This is a genomic window from Corynebacterium suranareeae (assembly GCF_002355155.1).
Classification (GTDB): Bacteria; Actinomycetota; Actinomycetes; order Mycobacteriales; family Mycobacteriaceae; genus Corynebacterium; species Corynebacterium suranareeae.
Genome location: NZ_AP017369.1, coordinates 860,333 through 878,922 on the forward strand (window position 1 = coordinate 860,333; position 18,590 = coordinate 878,922).

At 52.9% G+C, this 18,590-nt stretch carries 18 protein-coding genes; 7 read left to right on the forward strand and 11 right to left on the reverse strand.

All coding sequences use genetic code 11. The features are described from left to right. Positions 1 to 3 precede the first annotated feature (3 nt). Genes N24_RS04115 through N24_RS04130 form a run of 4 tightly spaced genes read right to left on the reverse strand, consistent with a single transcriptional unit; the run spans position 4 to position 3,880 of the window. Positions 4 to 810: an ABC transporter ATP-binding protein gene (locus tag N24_RS04115; RefSeq protein WP_096454581.1), complete on the reverse strand. Its 807-nt coding sequence runs from the start codon at positions 808 to 810 to the stop codon at positions 4 to 6. Continuing rightward, positions 807 to 1,835, reverse strand: a complete 1,029-nt coding sequence (locus tag N24_RS04120) for a FecCD family ABC transporter permease (RefSeq protein WP_096454583.1) — start codon at positions 1,833 to 1,835, stop codon at positions 807 to 809. Before N24_RS04120 ends, N24_RS04115 begins: the two co-directional genes overlap by 4 nt. Continuing rightward, on the reverse strand, positions 1,832 to 2,827 hold the full coding sequence (locus N24_RS04125; RefSeq protein WP_096454585.1) for a FecCD family ABC transporter permease: 996 nt from the start codon (positions 2,825 to 2,827) through the stop codon (positions 1,832 to 1,834). Before N24_RS04125 ends, N24_RS04120 begins: the two co-directional genes overlap by 4 nt. A 6-nt stretch (positions 2,828 to 2,833) precedes the next feature. Then, complete coding sequence (locus N24_RS04130; RefSeq protein WP_096454587.1) at positions 2,834 to 3,880, reverse strand: iron-siderophore ABC transporter substrate-binding protein; 1,047 nt, start codon at positions 3,878 to 3,880, stop codon at positions 2,834 to 2,836. Positions 3,881 to 4,051: 171 nt separating this feature from the next. Between N24_RS04130 and N24_RS04135 the strand changes: the two genes are divergently transcribed. The 4 genes from N24_RS04135 (at position 4,052) to N24_RS04150 (ending at position 7,258) form a co-directional block, all read left to right on the forward strand. Then, entirely contained in the window at positions 4,052 to 5,314 is a 1,263-nt protein-coding gene (locus N24_RS04135) for an MFS transporter (RefSeq protein ID WP_096454589.1), read from the forward strand. Between the two features lie 34 nt (positions 5,315 to 5,348). Then, the gene (locus N24_RS04140; RefSeq protein WP_096454591.1) at positions 5,349 to 6,266 is read left to right on the forward strand and encodes an exodeoxyribonuclease III; all 918 of its coding nucleotides are present in this window, start codon (positions 5,349 to 5,351) and stop codon (positions 6,264 to 6,266) included. Position 6,267: 1 nt separating this feature from the next. Beyond that, positions 6,268 to 6,927 (forward strand): trimeric intracellular cation channel family protein, encoded by a 660-nt coding sequence (locus N24_RS04145; RefSeq protein WP_096454593.1) that lies wholly within the window; start codon positions 6,268 to 6,270, stop codon positions 6,925 to 6,927. Positions 6,928 to 7,066: 139 nt separating this feature from the next. Next, complete coding sequence (locus N24_RS04150) at positions 7,067 to 7,258, forward strand: hypothetical protein (protein ID WP_077311267.1); 192 nt, start codon at positions 7,067 to 7,069, stop codon at positions 7,256 to 7,258. Between the two features lie 806 nt (positions 7,259 to 8,064). On the opposite strand, the gene N24_RS04155 is transcribed toward N24_RS04150, so the two are convergent. Genes N24_RS04155 through N24_RS04165 form a run of 3 tightly spaced genes read right to left on the reverse strand, consistent with a single transcriptional unit; the run spans position 8,065 to position 10,837 of the window. Continuing rightward, positions 8,065 to 9,006: an ABC transporter substrate-binding protein gene (locus N24_RS04155; RefSeq protein ID WP_096454595.1), complete on the reverse strand. Its 942-nt coding sequence runs from the start codon at positions 9,004 to 9,006 to the stop codon at positions 8,065 to 8,067. 25 nt (positions 9,007 to 9,031) lie between these two features. Further along, positions 9,032 to 9,814 carry an ABC transporter ATP-binding protein gene (locus N24_RS04160; protein WP_096454597.1) on the reverse strand — a complete coding sequence of 261 codons (783 nt, stop codon included), beginning with the start codon at positions 9,812 to 9,814 and terminating at the stop codon, positions 9,032 to 9,034. Between the two features lie 3 nt (positions 9,815 to 9,817). Further along, entirely contained in the window at positions 9,818 to 10,837 is a 1,020-nt protein-coding gene (locus tag N24_RS04165) for a FecCD family ABC transporter permease (RefSeq protein ID WP_096454599.1), read from the reverse strand. Positions 10,838 to 11,009: 172 nt separating this feature from the next. Here N24_RS04165 and trpS point away from each other — a divergent pair, with 172 nt between their 5' ends. The 3 genes from trpS to N24_RS04180 all read left to right on the forward strand — a co-directional run bounded on the left by trpS (position 11,010) and on the right by N24_RS04180 (position 14,195). Then, complete coding sequence (trpS, locus tag N24_RS04170; RefSeq protein WP_096454601.1) at positions 11,010 to 12,047, forward strand: tryptophan--tRNA ligase; 1,038 nt, start codon at positions 11,010 to 11,012, stop codon at positions 12,045 to 12,047. A gap of 110 nt (positions 12,048 to 12,157) precedes the next feature. Next, positions 12,158 to 13,243: a YhjD/YihY/BrkB family envelope integrity protein gene (locus tag N24_RS04175; protein ID WP_096454603.1), complete on the forward strand. Its 1,086-nt coding sequence runs from the start codon at positions 12,158 to 12,160 to the stop codon at positions 13,241 to 13,243. A gap of 64 nt (positions 13,244 to 13,307) precedes the next feature. Then, positions 13,308 to 14,195 (forward strand): RDD family protein, encoded by an 888-nt coding sequence (locus N24_RS04180; protein WP_096454605.1) that lies wholly within the window; start codon positions 13,308 to 13,310, stop codon positions 14,193 to 14,195. Here N24_RS04180 and N24_RS04185 read toward each other — a convergent pair. The 4 genes from N24_RS04185 to N24_RS04200 form a co-directional block, all read right to left on the reverse strand. Further along, the gene (locus tag N24_RS04185; RefSeq protein WP_096454607.1) at positions 14,192 to 15,517 is read right to left on the reverse strand and encodes a D-alanyl-D-alanine carboxypeptidase family protein; all 1,326 of its coding nucleotides are present in this window, start codon (positions 15,515 to 15,517) and stop codon (positions 14,192 to 14,194) included. The genes N24_RS04180 and N24_RS04185 overlap by 4 nt on opposite strands. 603 nt (positions 15,518 to 16,120) lie before the next feature. After that, positions 16,121 to 17,350 (reverse strand): hypothetical protein, encoded by a 1,230-nt coding sequence (locus N24_RS04190; protein WP_096454609.1) that lies wholly within the window; start codon positions 17,348 to 17,350, stop codon positions 16,121 to 16,123. A gap of 65 nt (positions 17,351 to 17,415) precedes the next feature. After that, positions 17,416 to 18,276 (reverse strand): C40 family peptidase, encoded by an 861-nt coding sequence (locus N24_RS04195; RefSeq protein ID WP_096454611.1) that lies wholly within the window; start codon positions 18,274 to 18,276, stop codon positions 17,416 to 17,418. Beyond that, entirely contained in the window at positions 18,273 to 18,563 is a 291-nt protein-coding gene (locus N24_RS04200; RefSeq protein ID WP_231910864.1) for a hypothetical protein, read from the reverse strand. Before N24_RS04200 ends, N24_RS04195 begins: the two co-directional genes overlap by 4 nt. Positions 18,564 to 18,590: the final 27 nt, after the last annotated feature.

An 18,590-nucleotide genomic window follows, 5' to 3' on the forward strand; every position in this document is an offset into this window, starting at 1 on the left:
TAGTTAAGGTGTGGTTATGTGGTGTCGTCCCATGGGCATGACCAAAGGTGCGCCAGAGACGGGGTCGGGGATGATGCGTGCTTTGGTGTGGAACACGTCGCTCATCATGGTTTCTGTAATAACTTCTGCGGGGTTGCCCTGGGAATAGATTTCTCCGCCATTCATGGCCACGAGATGGTCGGAATAGCGGGCGGCTAGACCTAGTTCGTGCAGCACCATGACGATGGTGGTGCCGTGGTTGCGGTTGAGATCGGTTAAAAGATCCAAAACCTCGAGTTGGTTGGCGATGTCGAGGTAGGTGGTGGGTTCGTCGAGAAGCAAAATATCTGTTTCTTGGGCAAGCGCCATGGCGATCCACACGCGTTGGCGTTGGCCGCCGGAAAGTTCATCGATGGAGCGTTCTGCAAGCTCGGTGGTGTTTGTTCTTTCCAAAGATTGTGCAACTACTTCATAGTCGCGTGCAGACCACCGGCCCATTAGTCCTTGGTGGGGGTGGCGTCCACGACCGACCAGGTCGGCGACAACGATGCCTTCAGGTGCAGTTGGGGATTGTGGCAACAGGCCCAACATGCGGGCTAGTTCTTTGCCGGGCAGTGAGTGAAGGGGGGTGGCGTCGATAAGCGCTTGCCCGGCGCTGGGTTTAAGGAGGCGCGCAAGGGCGCGCAGCAACGTCGACTTGCCGCATCCGTTGGGGCCCACGATGGAGGTGATTTTGCCGGGAACAATGTCGAGGCTGAGCGAATCAATGATGGTGCGATCGCCGTAGGACAGCGAAATGCTGTCGGTGGAAAGCTGATGGTTGGTGGTCACAGGGTTACTCCCGCGCGATTGGAACGAACAAGCAAATAGATCAAAAATGGTGCGCCGAACGCGCCGGTGACAACGCCGACGGGGTAGCGGGTGCCCAGGAAGTATTGGCCAATAAGGTCTGCGATCAGCACAATCAACCCGCCGATTAGAGCGGATGGGATGATAAGGGATCCGCCAGAACCTAAAATCCGGGCTGCAATGGGGCCGGACACAAACGCCACAAAAGAAATCGGGCCGCACGCAGCCGTGGCCACAGCAATCAGCGCGACTGCCGCGATAATGGCAATGATGCGCGTGCGATTTGTTGCCACACCTAAGCTGACGGCTGAATCATTACCCAAACGCATTAAATCCATGTTGCGCGCATTGGCAATCAGCAGCGGAATCAACACAGCCGCGGTGATAATCAACGGCATGGCACGATCCCACGTGGCACCATTCAGCGAACCAGTCAACCAGCGAGTCGCAGTTGGCAAATCCCAAGAATCAGCCTTAGACAGCGAATAGGACACCAAAGAATTCAGCATCGCAGCAATACCAATACCCGTTAAAATCAAGCGGGTAGCGGAAAAACCACCACGGTAGGCCACTAAATAAATCACCAATGCCACAGACAACGCAGCAACCAGCGCAACCGCTGAAACCGCCGACTGCGACATGCCGAAAAACACAATGCAAATCACACCAGCAGCCGAAGCGCCAGAAGAAATACCGATAATATCTGGCGACGCCAATTGATTACGCAGCAACGTCTGAAAAATCACACCCGCTGCGCCGAAAGCCAAGCCGGCCGTCAGCCCCATCACAGCCCGCGGCAAACGCAACACACCCACGGAATAACTCGCGCCGGGAACCTGCTGCCCAGACAACACCTGAATCACCTGAGCAGGGCCATAAAACACTTCACCCCACATCAAAGAAAAAGCAAAAACACCAAGCGTTACGACGCCCAATGCCGCAATAATCAGCCACCTGCGGGAGTTGCGCGATGCGCGCTGGCGCTTGAGTTGATGGCTAAGACTCATAGCTCCTTGACTTTCTGACGACGAATAATCCAAATAAATAGTGGCGCTCCAATAATCGGCATGATGATGCCCACCGCAATTTCACTCGGGCGAGTCACAACACGACCGAACGTATCTGCAGCAACAATCAATACCGCACCAGCCAGGGCCGAACACGGCACCAACCAGCGGTGATCTGTGCCCACAATCAGGCGGGTAATATGCGGAACCACGAGCCCCACAAACGCGATCGGGCCGGCCAACGCCGTAGCCACGCCGCACAAAATAACTGCGCCTATCGACGATACGATCCGTGTTCTCAGCACATTTTCACCCAAACTGGTGGCCACATCATCTCCCAACGCCAACGCATTAAGCCCGGTGGAAGTAAGCAAACAGATTAAAAATCCAACGGTTAAAAATGGTGCAGCTAACGCCATCCGATCCCATTCCGCGCCACCAACGCCACCGATCTGCCAAAAACGGAACTTATCCATGACATCGACACGAGGCAGAAGTACAGCACTGACCAAAGACGTCAACGCAGCAGTAGTTGCCGCACCGGCAAGAGCCAGTTTGAGCGGTGTTGCACCTCCGCGGCCTAAAGAACCGACGGTGTAGACAAACACAGCAGCCGCCGCAGAACCAATAACCGCAACGATCATGGTTAAAACAGCCCCCGACATATCAAAAAAAGAAATGCCGATGACTACTGCCAAAGACGCACCGGAAAGCACACCGAAGATACCCGGATCAGCAAGAGGGTTTCTAGTCACTGCCTGCATGGATGTCCCCGCAACCGCCAACGCAGCGCCAATGACGATGCCAAGTACGGTGCGGGGAATTCTTTTCAAGGCAGCTGCCTGCTCTGTAGTGTCCGAACGTCCAAGCAACGCCTGAATTGCATCATCAGTGCTGATGGAACGAACGCCGAATTTCACAGAACACACGCAAGCAACTACGAGAAGGATCAGTGCGGCGCCGAGAAATAAAAGTTTTTTAGTTGTCGGCATCAAAACTTACTTCAGTGGTTCAGCGATTTTTGCGAGGTATTCATCAATACCCCAAGAAATGGACAATGGGGACTGATTAGCAGATGCAGCCAAAGGATTTGCGCCTAAGAACACAACCTTGCCATCTGCAATCGCTGGAATACGAGACAGCAATGGATCAGCCTGCATCTTGGACAACAGCTCAGCGTTGGCTGCCTCGTCCTCGGTGCCATAGGTGACAATGACATCGACGTCGTCGAAAGTTTCAGGGTTTTCAGCTGAGACCTGCTCGTAGAAGCTGTCCGATCCGCTGAATTGCTTCAGCACCTCAGCTTCTTGCACACCTGCATCAAGCAGGAATCCCATGCGAGGGTCAACGCTGGTGTACACACCGATCTGGGAGAAATCGCTTTCATCAAAGAATGCAAAGACTGGCTTTGCGTCCTTCAACTCTGGGTTTGCATCCATGGCAGCAGCGACCTGTTCATCTAGATCAGCAATGAGGTCTTTGCCTTCTTGCTCCAGACCCATGGCCTTGGAGTTCATTTCAATCATGTCATCCAAAGACGTGCCCCATGCAAGCTCGGGGTAGGCAACCACAGGAGCGATCTGAGAAAGCTGGTCGTAGTCTTCCTGGGTGATGCCAGAATAGGACGCCAAAATGACATCTGGTGCAGTGTTGGCGACTTCCTCAAACGGAATGGAGTCGGTGGCGTCGAAAAGCACTGGCTCTTCTCCACCAAGCTCATTCAAGGCATCCTCGACCCAAGGCAGCATGCCGTTGTCGTCATCATCGCCCCACGTGACCTTTTCAAAACCAACCGGAACTTGACCCAAGGCAAGCGGAACTTCATGGTTCGACCAACCAATGGTGGCGATGCGCTCTGGCTTTGCTTCGATGGTGGTCTCACCGAATGCATGCTCGATGGTGACAGGGAAGGCCTCATTGGATACATCAGATCCAGCTTCGGAGCTCTGTGACGTCTGCGAACTTGTAGAATCCTGAGAACACGCAGCTAGGGACACAGTGAGGGTGGCGGCAAGGATGCCAGCTAAAACGCGAGTAGATCGCATAATGAGTATCACTTTCTCGAACATGGTTAGGTTAGGCTGTCCGACAGATTAGCACTGCTTTAGGCGTAGATAAAATGTCGCAAGTCACAAACTTTTGTATGGTGGCTACGTACGCACATTTGTTGCCTGCAATTGTGCCGGTGGAAGCGTTCTCCGATACTGTGTGCATACATGCACGAATCTGGAAAAAATCCCGTAAAGGTTGTCAACACCCAGACACCGCAAGGCAAGAGCGGACATATGAAACGTCGTCCGATTCCACGCCAAACGGAAATTTCCGAGATTCGTCGATATATCGTCATGACAGCCCTTGCACTTGGTGGCTTCGCCATCGGAGTCACAGAATTTGTCTCCATGGGCTTGCTCAGTGCAATTGCCTCCGACTTTGCGATCTCTGAAGATCAAGCCGGCCACATCATCACCGTCTATGCACTTGGCGTTGTGCTGGGTGCACCACTGATCACGGCATTTACAGGAAAACTTCCACGCAGAAGACTGCTGCTTATCTTGATGGCGTTCTTCGTGGTTGGAAATGCACTATCCACACTCAATGCCTCCTATGAAGTGCTCCTGCTGGCCAGGTTTATTGCAGGCCTTCCACACGGAGCGTATTTCTCTGTCGCTGGATTAGCCGCAGCATCCATGGCACCTGAAGGACAACGTGGTCGGGCGATCGCTTTTGTGGGAATGGGACTGTCAGTAGGCACCGTTGCCGGTGTGCCAGCAGCCCAAGCACTAGGCGATGCCTTTGGGTGGTCCATGGCTTATGTCCTTGTCACCGTCCTTGGCATACTCACCTTGGCTGCCCTGTGGTTCCTCATGCCACACATGTCAGAGATGCCCCCAACCAGTCCACTAACAGAATTAAGCGCACTGAAAAACAGCCAAGTGTGGTTAACGCTTGGAATTGGTGCCATTGGATTTGGTGGCATGTTTGCTGTTTATACCTATATCTCCTGGACAATGACCGACCAAGCCGGGATGCCAAGTTCCCTGATTTGGATTGTGTTGATGGCCTACGGTCTGGGCATGATCTGCGGAAACTACGTGGGTGGCCGTATGGCCGATTGGAATGTTGATAGAGGAATCCTACTGGCCTTAATCTGCATCGTGATTGCTTTGACCAGCTTCTATTTCTCCTCCAACAATGCGATTCTGGGCACCATCAACTTTGGCCTCGTGGGATTCTTTGCTTCTACACTGATCCCATCGCTTCAAATCCGACTCATGGATGTCGCTGGACGCGCACAAACCCTTGCTGCCTCACTGAACCACTCCGCACTCAACACAGGTAATGCCCTCGGTGCGGCACTCGGCGGTGTTGTCATCGGCGCTGGATACTCCTACAGCACCCCCGCACTAGCAGGAGCCGGCCTAGCTCTGCTTGCCATCTTGGTGTGGTTCCCCATGGTGGCATTGCGCAAACGTAAGTAGGGGTTTTAATAAGTAACCAACTAGTCTGACAGGCATGAGTTTTCACATCACTTCCGTCAATGTCAACGGCATCAGGGCAGCGGTCAAACAGCGGAGCGAAACAAATCTAGGTTTCCTTCCATGGCTTGAAGAAACTCGCCCGGACGTTGTTCTCCTTCAAGAAGTTCGCGCCAGCGAAAAAGACACTGCCACAGCACTGCAGCCTGCCTTAGACAACGGCTGGCATTATGTGGGGGCTCCAGCAGCCGCGAAAGGTCGCGCAGGAGTGGGAATCCTATCCCGACATGAACTAGACGATGTGAACATTGGTTTTGGATCCTTCCTTGATGCAGGTCGCTACATCGAAGCCACCATTAAAGAAACGACACTGGGTGTTCCAGTTACCGTGGCTTCTCTCTACCTGCCATCCGGATCAGCAGATACTGCAAAACAAGATGAGAAATACCACTTCCTCGACGAATTCGAAGAGTTCCTAGACTCCCGAGCCAAAGAACGCTCCCACATGGTCATCGGTGGCGACTGGAACATTTGCCACCGCCGTGAAGACCTAAAGAACTGGAAATCCAACCAAAAGAAATCCGGATTCTTACCCGACGAGCGCGCCTTCATGGACGCAGTGTTTGGCACATTCCCCGATGATGTCACCCAGGTAGCTGGCGCCGGTGACTTTATGGGGGCGGTGGATTATGAAGGTACAGGGGGGCGTCGAGAAGCAGCTACGGACCCTGCGTGGTTCGACGTGGCACGTCGCCTACAACCTGAAGGCGACGGTCCCTACACCTGGTGGACCTACCGCGGCCAAGCCTTTGACACCAACGCCGGATGGCGCATCGACTACCAAGCAGCAACCGCCGCGATGCTAGAACGCGCCGAGCGCTCCTGGGTAGACAAAGCCGCAGCCTACGACCTGCGCTGGTCCGATCACTCACCGCTCAACGTGGTCTACGCATAAAATGCTGCTGACAGTACTATGGGCCATCGGTATTACCGCCGAAGGCATGACCGGCGCGCTGGCCGCGGGCCGACAAAAAATGGACCTATTCGGAGTCTCAGTAATCGCATGCGTCACCGCAATTGGCGGCGGATCAATCCGCGATATGCTGCTAGGACACTACCCACTGGTATGGGTTGAAAAGCCGTTATATCTGCTGCTGATTATCGGCGCTGCGATTTTGACGGTATCGATATCCTTCCTCATGCAACACTTCCGCGTACTATTCCTCGTGCTAGACGCAGTGGGCTTATCAGCTTTCGCAGTGATCGGTACACAAATTGCCTTGGAAATGGGCTACGGATTTATCATCGCAGTCGTGGCATCCGTACTCACAGGTGTCTTCGGTGGTGTCATGCGCGACCTTTTGTGCGACCGCATCCCCCTTGTTTTCCAAAAAGAGCTCTACGCATCCATCGCATTCCTAGCCACCTGCGTCTACTTTGCCATGATGTATTTCGGAGCGTCTGAAAACGTCACCGTCATCGTCTCCGTTCTAGTTGCCTTCATCGTGCGCCTTCTGTCCATCTGGCGAGGCTGGAGCCTACCCGTGTTTGACTACCAAGAACGCGAATACAAACGCGACCCAAAGCAACGACTGTGGCGAATGTTCCGCAAATAATTTAGGGAAATCCGCTTCGGGAGAGCTTCTTCTAACCCCTAATTGGGGAACTTCCCCAAATTGCGGGTAAGGTCAAACCGGAAACTTTAATGAGGAACTACCAACTGCTTAAAGTTGGTGCGAAACGTAAGGATTGCATATGGGTAAGTCATTCGCCCTTCTTGTTCTTGGCGCCATCATCTTGGCTGCTGGTGTTTGGTACACAATCGAGGTTGGGCACTCAGTGATGGCCATTGTTGCCGCACTGATCATGGCTGCCGGAGGTGGCATCATCACCTGGGGACTCGCAGTCGCCGCTGATGTGCACTCACCAACCTCGCACAAGATTTAAAGGCCTTTATTTAAGGTATTTGTTTTCAAGGCGCGCGTTTTACTCTGACTTTTGGAGTAACACGTGCGCCTTTTGCCGTGGGTGAGGTGGAGGCCAAACCACGGGGCTTGGTTTTTGGAATTGAGCGCTTGGTTAGATTTGTCAGTCGAGTGCTTTGTTACGCCGAGTCACCCCGCGTCACGCCGAGTCACCCCGCGTCACGCCGCGTCACGTCGCGTCACGTCGCGCACCAAACATACGTGACAAGGTTTCGGATTTTTCGGGATTCTTGTCACGTATGTTTGGTCTCATCTGCGTGGCGGGAATTTAGGTTCCTGACCAAAAAAAATTAAAGGCTCCAGAATCGCCTCTAAGGGCTTATCGCGGACTGGCTCATACAAATGTTCCTCGCGGATTTTCGACGCCTTAAAAACGCTGTGAGGGCGTTGTGGTTAAAGTGCGATTTCTTAAGTTCGAGATCGCACTTTCGATACCTTGCGCTCAATTTCTTAAGCTCAATTTCAGTCGGTTTTTCGTCCAAAGCCGACTGGTATCGGTAGTGAGAAATTGAGTTTGCGGTATCGGAGTCGTGATCTCGGCGTCGTGATATCGAAAGTGCGATATCGAACTTAAGGGACTCAAAGGCTGGCCACACCACCCCGGGGCTGCATAAGTGCTATCGGGCGACTTCACGCTGGCGACTTTGCGTACTCAACTTCTCAACAGGCGACTTCAGTAGGGAAATCCAGGAAACCAGAGCAAAGTCGCACCATGAGAGGTCGCACCACGTGAAGTCGGTGTCCCACGTCACAAATCGTCCGCAGCCCTTAACTCAGCATCTCAGCGACTTGTTGCAAACCAGTGGTGATGTCAGTACCTGCGGTGACACCGGTGGTGACTGTGTCGGCGTAGAACACTTTGTTGTTTGCAATTGCAGGGACACTGGCTAGGGCTGGGTTTGCGAGGAAATCGGCGAAGTCTTCTCGGCCTTTACCTTGGAAGTCCTGGATGATGATGATCTCTGGTGCCATGGCGACAACTTGTTCAGGGTCGGCGGTGATGGTGCCTACTGCGCCGAGGGAATCTACAACTGGGGTGCCGCCGGCTTCGCGGATCAATCCGTTGATCATGGCGGATTCGGGCATGATCATTTGTCGTGGTCCGCGCTGCATCAAGGTCAACACGCGTGGTGAGGTTTTGGGTTTGGTGATTTCTACTCGGTTGGTGTCGATTTCTTTGATTGCTTCGGCGGCTTTTTCTTCTTCGCCTACTAATTCGCCAACAATCTCCAGGTGTTTGGTGATGGCATCGATATCGCTCCAAGCATCGGCGTCAAAGTTAACCACTGGAACGTTGAGGCCTTCCAAAATGTCAATGGTGCCTTGTTCGGTGTCGAAGCGTGCGCTCATGATTACCAAGTCGGGGTCGGCTGCAACGACTTGTTCAGGGTCTAAGCTGCCACCGTTTTTTACTTGGTATTCCACTTGAGAGGCTAGTGCTGCGGTGTCGGTGTCGGCGGTGTCCATTTCTGCGGTCATGACCACGCGGTCTGCGCCTGCAATGGGGAGCACAAGTGATGCTGCTTCGGGGGTGAGGACAGCGATGCGTTCTGGTTTGGATTCGAGGGTGATGGAGGAATCGTCGAGGTCAACGGTGCGCGGGAAGGCGCTATTTTCCGAGGTAACGCTGGTCTCAATCTCATTTGACTCTGTGGAGCAACCACTCAACACAAGAGCACAAACAACAATGGCGATGAATACTTTTTTCATGGGTGATCTTTCTCTAGGTAAAACTCTAAGTAAAATCTGGCTGGGGGATGACTCGAAGTGAGCTGGTTTCGGGGTCATCGCGCACAGCAATCGGCAGACCGTAGACGCGGGTCAACGTGGTGGGTTCTAGTACTTCAGCGATGCTTCCTTGTGAGACCACTTCGCCGTTGGACATGAGTACGGCGTGATCGCACCAGCGGGCTACGTGGTTGAGATCGTGCAGCACAACGATGACCGTGGTGCCGGCATCGGCGCGGTTACGAAGTAGCTGAAGGACTTCTACTTGGTGGCGAAGGTCGAGGGCGGAGACGGGTTCGTCGAGAAGCACTACGGCGGTGTCTTGGGCTAGTGCGCGGCCGATGTGGATGAGTTGCTGCTGGCCGCCCGAAAGTTCGTTGACTGGCTGCGCGGCGATATCTTCCGCGTTGATGGCGCGCAGAGCGGCGTTGGTGGCGCGTCGATCAGCGTCAGTTTCCACAGCAAAGCGGCCGCGGTGCGGGTATCTGCCCATCGCGACGACGTCGCGGGCACTAAAACCGATGCGCAACTCGGTGTTTTGCGGGACGAGTGAGAGCAGGCGCGCACGGGCTTTTGCGCTTGTCGACGCAACCCCCCTCCCACCAACCATGACCTCCCCGGTGGAATTTACCAATCCTGCAATAGCCGATAGTGCAGTGCTTTTCCCCGCACCATTGGGGCCAATTAGAGCAGTAACTTTTCCGGCAGGTGCACTAAAAGAAACATTTTTCACTGCATGTCGGGTAGGAAACTCAACATTGAGGTTTTTAACGTCAACTAATTGAGGCATTTTTTACAACCCCAATCCGCGTCGTTTGCGCATGCTGAGCAGAAGATACAAAAAGATGGGTGAGCCAATGAAGGCTACAACCACACCTGTTTGCAGCACGATGGGGGAGAAGATCATGCGAGCTACCGTGTCTGAGACGATGACAAAAGTTGCACCCAAAATTGCTGCTGCCGGAAGTAGCGCGCGGTGATCTGCTCCCAACACAATTCGAACCAAGTGGGGGACAACTAGTCCAACAAAAGTGATCGTTCCAGACACAGCAACGGCAGTGGCGGTAAGAAGGGCTGCTAAAGCTAACAACACGATGCGCGCTCGATTGACATTGAGCCCTGACGTTTGCGCGGTGGATTCTCCGAGCAACAACAAGTTCAGATCACGCGAGCCGCCGATTGCCAGAATTAATCCCAGGATAATCGGGATGAGAGCAACACCTACGTGCTCCCAGGTTCGAGACACCAGATCGCCGTTGAGCCAAAAAGTTACCGATCGAAGTTCTGAATCCTGTGGCGCATTCGCAGTCGCGCTGGCAATAACGGCACCTAAAAACGCGGTAATTGCCATGCCGACGAGGACGAGCGTGGCAGGATCAGCCCCGCGACCATCCATCGCACGAGAACTAGCGATCAGGTAAACCACGGCAACCGTTACTAATGCACCGACAAAAGCTGCAAAAGGAACAGTCCAGTGGCCAAGGAAGCTAGCACCGGTAACAATTGCTAACACTGCAGCTACCGCAGCGCCAGAAGAGACACCCACGATGCCTGGATCTGCCAAAGGATTATGAAACACCGTTTGCATGATCGCACCAGAGACAGCCAGCGCTGCACCGACTAATGCAGCAATAATAATTCGGGGAGCGCGAATATCGGTGACAACAGGATTTGTGGTCAGCTCATTCAAAGGGATTGTGACCGGACCCATCATGAGGGAGGCGGTGAAAGCGACAATCAACAATATGAGGGTGCCGATGATGACAACAGGAGTGGTGAGCTTTGGTTTTTTCTGTACACCTGTGCGCGACAAAACGACCCTTAATGAAAATTGTTATGACTTGTTTACTCCAGCAATACTAATCAACAGATTGACTAAAACCCTAAACTTTCGGGTGATGGTGCTCGCGATAGTTTCTCTACCCGCACTTTTAACCCTCGCCTAAGCAGAAAACCTCCGCACTAGATGACTAGACTGACTAACCATGACGACGCAGGATAAAGATCTCACCGCACAAACCGCTTCCAGAGTCCTTTCTGGAATTCAGCCCACCGCCGATTCCTATCACCTGGGCAATTATTTGGGAGCAGTCAAGCAGTGGATTGACCTGCAAAATTCCTACGATGCCTTCTACTTCATCCCGGATTTGCATGCGATTACCGTTGATCAAGACCCTGAGGAACTCCGCCAGCGCACTATTTCTGGTGCAGCGCAGCTTTTAGCATTGGGCATTGATCCAGAGCGTTCCACCTTGTTTGTTCAGTCCCATGTCCCAGCTCACGCAGAGCTGTCGTGGGTGCTTACTTGCTTGACTGGTTTTGGCGAGGCCTCCCGCATGACTCAGTTCAAGGACAAGTCATCCAAGCGTGGTGCGGATCGTACCTCTGCTGGCCTCTTTACTTATCCGATGCTGATGGCTGCAGATATTTTGCTGTACCGCCCACACCTTGTTCCAGTTGGTGAGGATCAGCGCCAGCACCTTGAGCTCACCCGCACCCTCGCCGAGCGTTTCAACAACCGTTTCGGCAAGGTTTTTGAGGTCCCAGAAGGTTTCATCCCAGAAGGTGCATCCAAGATTTACGATCTGCAAAACCCAACTGCAAAGATGTCTAAGTCAGGGGAGAATCCTAAGGGCATCATCAACCTCCTTGATGATCCAAGGGTTTCCTCCAAGCGCATCAAGTCTGCAGTTACCGATAACGACGGTGTGATCGCTTATGACCCTGAAAACAAGCCAGGCGTGTCCAACTTGCTGGTCATTCAGTCTGCGCTGACCGGAAAATCCATCGATTCGCTTGTCGACGCCTACCAAGGCGCGGGTTACGGTGCACTTAAGGGCGATACCGCCGAAGCGCTCGAGGCATTTACCACACCATTGAAGGCAAAGTACGACGACTACATGAATGATCGTGCTGAACTTGAGCGAGTTCTGGCGATCGGTGCGGAGCGCGCAACCGAAATCGCTAATGAAACCCTTGCTGATGTCTACGACAAGATTGGTTTCTTAGCGCCTCGCCGCTAGTTACAAAATCACTTTAATTATTACAATCCGGCTACTACCCAAGCGTTTGTAGCCGGATTTTTCTATCCTGGTAAGTATTAATGCTTCTTTAAAGGTCGGAGGATTTCCGTATGTCTACTAGAACAACGCCGCAAGACCGTAACACCGATGAGTACGGTATTGAACGTATCAACCAGGATGAACCCGGATTGGTAGATAAACTTCGGGATAAATACACCTGGTTCGATCACATTATGCGCATGAATGAGCGGTTTGGCTCCAAAGGTGGCAATCAGCTCTCTGCCGGTATTACGTATTTTTCCGTGCTGTCGATCTTCCCGATCGCCATGTTGATCTTCGGTATCGCAGGTGTCGTCTTAGCTGGAAACCCAGAAATGCTGACCAGGATCCAAGATGAGATCAATGGTTCACTGGATGGCGAGATCGGCGAAACCATCAACGGCATCATTGATTCTGCAATCGCCCAACGCGGAACCGTATTGGGCATTGGTGGTTTAACCGCTTTGTGGTCAGGTTTAGGCTGGATGGCTAATTTGCGTTTCGGAGTATCGCGCATGTGGGCTCTGGATCCAACAGATGGCAGCTTTATTAAAAAGAAGCTCACTGACTTAGTAGCTTTGATCGTGTTGATTCTTGCCCTGATCGTTGCGTTCGGTGTCACCGCGATTGGTGCTTCTGGATTAACCAGTAACCTTCTTGAGCTGGTGGGACTAGGGGATATCCCTGGTATCAGCTACATCACGTGGTTTGTTGCCGTCCTGATTGGTGTTTTAGCCAACTTCCTTGTCTTTGTCTGGTTGATATTCTCACTTCCTCGCACCAAAGTTCCTATGAAACCTGGTCTCCAAGCAGCACTTTTAGGAGCAATCGGATTTGAGGTTGTCAAGCAGGTGGGATCCCTTCTGGCATCTAATGCATTAAGTAACCCGGCAGGTGCAGCGTTTGGTCCGATCATCGGAATCATGGTGGTGCTGTATCTGATTTGGCGAATCCTGATGTACTGCTCTGCCTGGGCAGCTACGAGCGAAGAAGCACTACGCATGGCAGTTGTCCCAGCACCAGAACCCGCCGTTATTAGGGTCCGCAACGAAATCGATCCTGGTGGAGACGTATCCCAATCTGCCCGAAAGGTAGGCATTGGCGTGGCAGTTGGAGCAGCAACAGCAGGAGCCGTTGCATTACTGCGAAGAAAATAACGTAAAAAATTTTTAAGGGCATTCCCCGATTCCCAGGGAATGCCACTTTGTTTATGGTGGAGATATGAACACAAACCTACCCAACTTATATGACGCTTTCGGGCTTGACCGAAGCGAATCTTCTGAAGCATTAGGTATCTCACTTTCAGCTCGTGACCTCCGGTTAGAGCAAATGGGCATCTCACAGGAAGACCCACGACGTACCCAAACCGTTCAAGCTTTTGCTGTACTTGCAGATCCTGCAAAACGAGCAACCTACGATGCACAAATAGATGCAGGCACACCCCTTACCTGGGCGCAGATTCAACACTTGGGAAATTTCGGCACTCTGTCTAATTCAGCGCCGCCTCAGCAACCGCAGCCCCAGCCTTCACAGCAGTGGAATAGCGGACAGACCTACGCGTTTGGTGATCCAACAATGGATTATCAACCGCAGCAAAACTACGATCCGATGCAGCACCAAGTGAATTCTTCGATGTACGGGCAGCAACCTTTCGCCAGCGCACCTGCCCACATGTACAACAGCAATCAGGTGTTTAACAGACCACCATCAAGCACTCGTTTATGGATGGCAGTGCTGGATATGTTTTTCGCCAGCGTCGCAGGTTCGATTGTTGCCGGTATTTTCAGCTTCGGCTCAGAAACCTTGTTCGGCATCATCATGTTCCTGTTCACGATTGTCTACATCGTGGGAAGTGAAACTGTCTTTGGTTCCACCCCAGCGAAAAAGATCATGGGATATGAAACCCGCGACGTGGATACCCAGTCCAAGCTTTCTGCTGGAGCGTCAGTCAAACGCAACTGGTGGAAGCTGATCGGCTTTACCGGAATAGGCTTCGTGGTATCACTTGTCATGGCTGCGATTTACGGATCGTCCATTAATGAAAACAACCAAATGCGAGGATCACACGACCGATTGGCAAACGCAGAAGTGGTAAAGAAAAATTCTTAACGCCGCCTCTTTGAAGCTCGGAAAGTCCATGCGAGGGCCGCGATCAACAGCAGCACAATAACCGCGATGGGTACTGCGAGTTTCAGCAGATCGCTTACAGATCCACTGGAATCCTGGGTAGGGGTTTCAGTGGATTCTGGCATTTCGGGGGTTGCTGAGATCGCTTCTTGAGCGTCGTGCACGCCCAGCTGGCCCACGCCGGAGCCCGGGGTGATGGGGAGGGAGGCGTCGATAAGCAATCTTGCTTGTTCCCATGGGCGAATATCGCTGACCGTGGCGTCCAACAGGACAGCGGCGAGGCGGCGACCCTCTCGGTTGAGGCCGCCGACGAAGGTGTGGTTGGCATCATCGGTGAAACCAGTCTTGCCGCCGATGCCGTCGGGATCGTTCATGAACAGCGCGTTGTCATTCCAGACCTGGAATCCTTCGTTTTCGCCCCAACCAGGAAAATCAATGTGGTCGGTAGAAATAATGGCTTCAAAAGTAGGGTTTTGCCACGCATATTGATAGATCAGGGACATATCGTAAGTAGATGTTGACATTCCCGGCGCGTCCAATCCGGAATACGTAGCCGCGAATGTATCTTGGGTGCCTAACTGCTTGGCCAATGCGTTGACCTTTTCCAGCGCGACCTGATCACCGCCGAGCTCTTGAGCCAACAGATACGCAGCGTCGTTGCCACTGGCTAACAACAAACCGTGCAGAAGTTGATCGACAGTGTATTGGCCACCTTCACCAACTCCAACGCGAGATCCTTCGATATTGGCGGCCTCGTCAGAGCCAGTAACCACCGTTGCAGGGTCTAACTCATCAATGGCAACAAGACTGAGTAAAACCTTGATGATGGACGCCGGGCGGTAGCGGCCATGAGGATCTTTCGCAGCCATGATCTCGCCGGAATCAATATCAAACACCATCCAGGCAGAAGCAGTCAGATCATCTGGAAGTTCAAAACCATCAGGTGTAATCACACCACAAGTTGCTAGCTTGTCACCACCAGCTGGAACAGCAGGCACTGCCACAGGCTCCGGGGTGGTGGCACCAGGGGCTACAACCTCTGAAGTACTTTGCGCCGGTGAAGGTGATTCTTTATAAGGGCAAAGGTCTGTGTTGGGAGCTTCAGTTCGGGTGGTAGGTGTTGCCTCGCCGGAAGCTTCCGCGGCTTCTTCTGCTTCTTCGATGATGTCTTGTAGTGACTCTGCGTTACCGGCAGTGACCTCTGGGAGTTCTTCGATTGGCTCTTGTGCTACTGACGTGGCGGGTAAAAGCAGAGCCCACGATGTCAAAAGTGCAGTAAGTCCGTACCGAAGTGTTGTCCTCATGGGTTGGAAATAATACCTTTCCAACTCCGCGACGGTAGGCATCACCTTGTTTAAGGCGTGTCTTTGGCTAGGGGATACAGGGGCAGGTGTGCTGAGCATGAGGCAAATTAAAACCAGACACACGTGCCAAGGATTTCGAATTTCTGGAAACCTTGGCACGTGAGTCCGGTTTGAAGAGACGTAAATCAAACATATGTGCCAAAATTTTGGGATTTGGCGAATCTTTGTCACGCCAGTTTGGTTTACAGTTTGGTTTCTGCAATGAGTTTAGATGGGCATCTGAATCGCGAGGCGTTTATGGCTTGTTTAAGGCCTCGAGTTTTTCGAACAACTATTTGTGTGCAGAAGGTCTTCAAAACCTCTTAGACGCGCTTTTGGGGAGGTATGACTTTTGGGGTTAGCGCTAAAAAGAACACCCGACCAAACCAGGAAACCCAGAATCTGCAAAAATCCGGATGCTGGGTCTCCTGGTTTGGTATTCAGCGCGATACACCAAACCAGGAGACCCAACATCTTCAAAAATCGATTTACTGGGCATCTGTGTTTGGTCCCGAGCCCCAAGCAGAGCCCCGAGTCCCGAGCCGGTTAAGACCCGAAGCACCCCTAGAACTTGCTGAAACGCTTGATCAGAATTTCTTCCAATTCACGCCAGCTTTCAGAGTGGTCGTTGAAAGGTGCGTGAGGAACATAACCTGAGGTGTCGCTTCCACCCAGCATGTAGGAGATGTAATCCTGCATGCGTGGGTTGGCCAGGAAGTAGGAGTTCATGGAATCGTCGTCAGCCCAGTCGGCGGTGTCGGCCATGAGTTCGTAGGCGCGGCCCATTTGTTGGGTGTCGACAGCTTCGACGGAGGTGTTGATGTCTTTGACCAGACCGTTGAAGGAGTAGACATTGTCGCTGTGGACCTGGAGTTCGGTTTCGCCGGCGTTGATGCCAAGCATGAGGTCACTCCAGGTGGAAGCGCGAGCGAGGTCGTGGTCATCGTGTTCGACGAGCCAGCGTAGCAGTGATTTTTGGCTGTTGAAGGTGAAGATTTCGCCGAATTTTCCAAGGAATACTGGTTGTCCGCCGAGGTAGGTGCGCAGGGTGTAGACAGTGCGGCCGTCGATGGAGATTTTGATGGGGTCGATACCTGCAGCTGCCCATGGGGAGTTGTCGTAAGGATCAACCTTTTCGGCTTCTTCTTTGGCAACTTGTTCTTCGGCCTCGCGGGCTGCTTGTGCTGCAGCTTGTGCTTCTTGGATGCGGGTTGCGGCGTCTTCGGTGAAAAGTGAGTTTACTTCTTTGATGGTGATGGCGTCGTCGAGGGCGTCGACCACACCGTTCCAGTTGGTGGCAACTGCGCGTCCAACGGAGGTCCATTCGCTAAGACCGTTGGGGCCTGCGTAGTGTTCGGATCCGCGATCAACATTGTTTAAAACTGAGTGTGAGGAGAAGAAGACGGTTACTGGGGTGGCGGCGGTGACGTTTCCGAGGCTGCGCATGACGGCAAAAATCCGGGAGAGGGTTTTGACGTTGGCGTAGGAGGGGCGATCGGCAAGAAGTGCTGGTGCGCCGATGATGTCTAGTTCTGCGTTGGTGTTTGGGACAACGCGAGCGGCATCGCCTGAGTTGAATTTTTTCCACTCTGGGTGGGAGCTCAAATCGTGTTTCTCATCGGATTCTAGGAAGACTAGGAGTTCTTCGGGGGAGTTGAACACATAAAGGTCATCGTCCGCCCCGAGAAACGCTTGCCATTCATTGCCACCTTCTCGCCAACTTGGTGCCCACAGGGTATAAAAGTCACCTTCTGTGAGTGAGAGTTTAACGGGGACGATTCCTTTTTCAGCCATGGTGATAAATCCTAGCCGGTAGCGGTTTTCTTCGTCACGTATGAGGTAGCGCCTTAAGGATTTTCTTAGCCTGTGGGTCGATAATAGCCATGAAATGACATTCCCATGTTGGAGGTGCGGATGGGGTTTAGTTGCACGGGGTCGCCGGCTTCGATGATTTGCCCACCGCCTGCATACATGGCTACGTGGCCGTCCCAAATCAGCAGGTCGCCTTCTTGAAGTTCGTCGTAGGTTACTTGTCTGCCCACTGCTTGTTGATCGGCAACGCGAGGAATTTCCACCCCTGCTGCCCTCCAGGCCCACTGCGTTAAACCGCTGCAGTCAAAGCCGGAAAGGGTCGTGCCACCCCAGGAATATGGTGTGCCTAAAGCTTGCTTTGCGGCAGCTACTGCCTGTTGCCCCGCGGTCGCATCGCTAGATGAGGTCTGCGCTGCCATATAGGCCGGCGCAGGAGCGGGGGCAGGGTCGGCGGCTTCTTCCACGTGTAGCTCTTGTATCTGCATAAGCTTTTCGACGATCGGTTGCACCTCTTGGGTCATTACCTGCAGACGCTCTGCGGCTTCTGCAAAAAGTAATCCAGGAAGTGAAAGTAATTCAGTTCTTGCAGCAAAAGACTCTGCTGGGTTTAGAGAGAAACTTCGCATCACAAGGTTGGCGGCTTGGTGCAGGTAGTGCTGGGCGGAATTTGCGATGTCAAAACGTGCAGCATCGATGATGGGTGCTGCCTGAGTTAAGGCGCCAACAAGTAGATGATGTTGGTGGGAGGTGGCGTCGAAAAGCGATAAAAGGGTGGTGGGTTCGGCGTTGAACTCGCGCCCGAGCGCGATGGCGGCTGAAATGTCAGGCGCTTGCGGAATGGTTAGCGTGGGCAGTCGTGCAGGTTCTTGCGCGGCAAGGCGGGCAAGTGCGCCTAGTAATCCGATCATGTCAGCTGCTCCAATGCGTGGGCGAGTAGATCATCGGTGCTTTGTATTTCGTCCAAGCTCTTGAGTGCGCCGGTGCCTAGATTTTCCGCAGTTTGAGCAAGCAGTTTTAGGTTGTGGGCATACGCAGCAAGAGACCTGGTCAAAGCCTGATGAATATCAAAATGAGCCCCCGTTTCGGAGGGCAATTGGGGAACTGCAGGGGTGGGCAACATGCATAGTTCATGGGCAAGTTCTGTGGCGTGCGGCAAATTTATCCTCATACCTAGTTGGACTGGAAAACTCGCCATTTGGTTCCCAAAATCTGCAAAATAACC

Bases quoted from the DNA above. Each gene is read 5' to 3' on its own strand.
- N24_RS04150 (WP_077311267.1), top strand. From the start codon at position 7,067: ATGGGTAAGTCATTCGCCCTTCTTGTTCTTGGCGCCATCATCTTGGCT.
- N24_RS04145 (WP_096454593.1), top strand. From the start codon at position 6,268: ATGCTGCTGACAGTACTATGGGCCATCGGTATTACCGCCGAAGGCATG.
- N24_RS04120 (WP_096454583.1), bottom strand. From the start codon at position 1,835: ATGAGTCTTAGCCATCAACTCAAGCGCCAGCGCGCATCGCGCAACTCC.
- N24_RS04135 (WP_096454589.1), top strand. From the start codon at position 4,052: ATGCACGAATCTGGAAAAAATCCCGTAAAGGTTGTCAACACCCAGACA.
- N24_RS04190 (WP_096454609.1), bottom strand. From the start codon at position 17,350: ATGGCTGAAAAAGGAATCGTCCCCGTTAAACTCTCACTCACAGAAGGT.
- N24_RS04125 (WP_096454585.1), bottom strand. From the start codon at position 2,827: ATGCCGACAACTAAAAAACTTTTATTTCTCGGCGCCGCACTGATCCTT.
- N24_RS04180 (WP_096454605.1), top strand. From the start codon at position 13,308: ATGAACACAAACCTACCCAACTTATATGACGCTTTCGGGCTTGACCGA.
- N24_RS04155 (WP_096454595.1), bottom strand. From the start codon at position 9,006: ATGAAAAAAGTATTCATCGCCATTGTTGTTTGTGCTCTTGTGTTGAGT.
- trpS (WP_096454601.1), top strand. From the start codon at position 11,010: ATGACGACGCAGGATAAAGATCTCACCGCACAAACCGCTTCCAGAGTC.
- N24_RS04130 (WP_096454587.1), bottom strand. From the start codon at position 3,880: ATGCGATCTACTCGCGTTTTAGCTGGCATCCTTGCCGCCACCCTCACT.
- N24_RS04185 (WP_096454607.1), bottom strand. From the start codon at position 15,517: ATGAGGACAACACTTCGGTACGGACTTACTGCACTTTTGACATCGTGG.
- N24_RS04195 (WP_096454611.1), bottom strand. From the start codon at position 18,276: ATGATCGGATTACTAGGCGCACTTGCCCGCCTTGCCGCGCAAGAACCT.
- N24_RS04175 (WP_096454603.1), top strand. From the start codon at position 12,158: ATGTCTACTAGAACAACGCCGCAAGACCGTAACACCGATGAGTACGGT.
- N24_RS04200 (WP_231910864.1), bottom strand. From the start codon at position 18,563: ATGGCGAGTTTTCCAGTCCAACTAGGTATGAGGATAAATTTGCCGCAC.
- N24_RS04160 (WP_096454597.1), bottom strand. From the start codon at position 9,814: ATGCCTCAATTAGTTGACGTTAAAAACCTCAATGTTGAGTTTCCTACC.
- N24_RS04140 (WP_096454591.1), top strand. From the start codon at position 5,349: ATGAGTTTTCACATCACTTCCGTCAATGTCAACGGCATCAGGGCAGCG.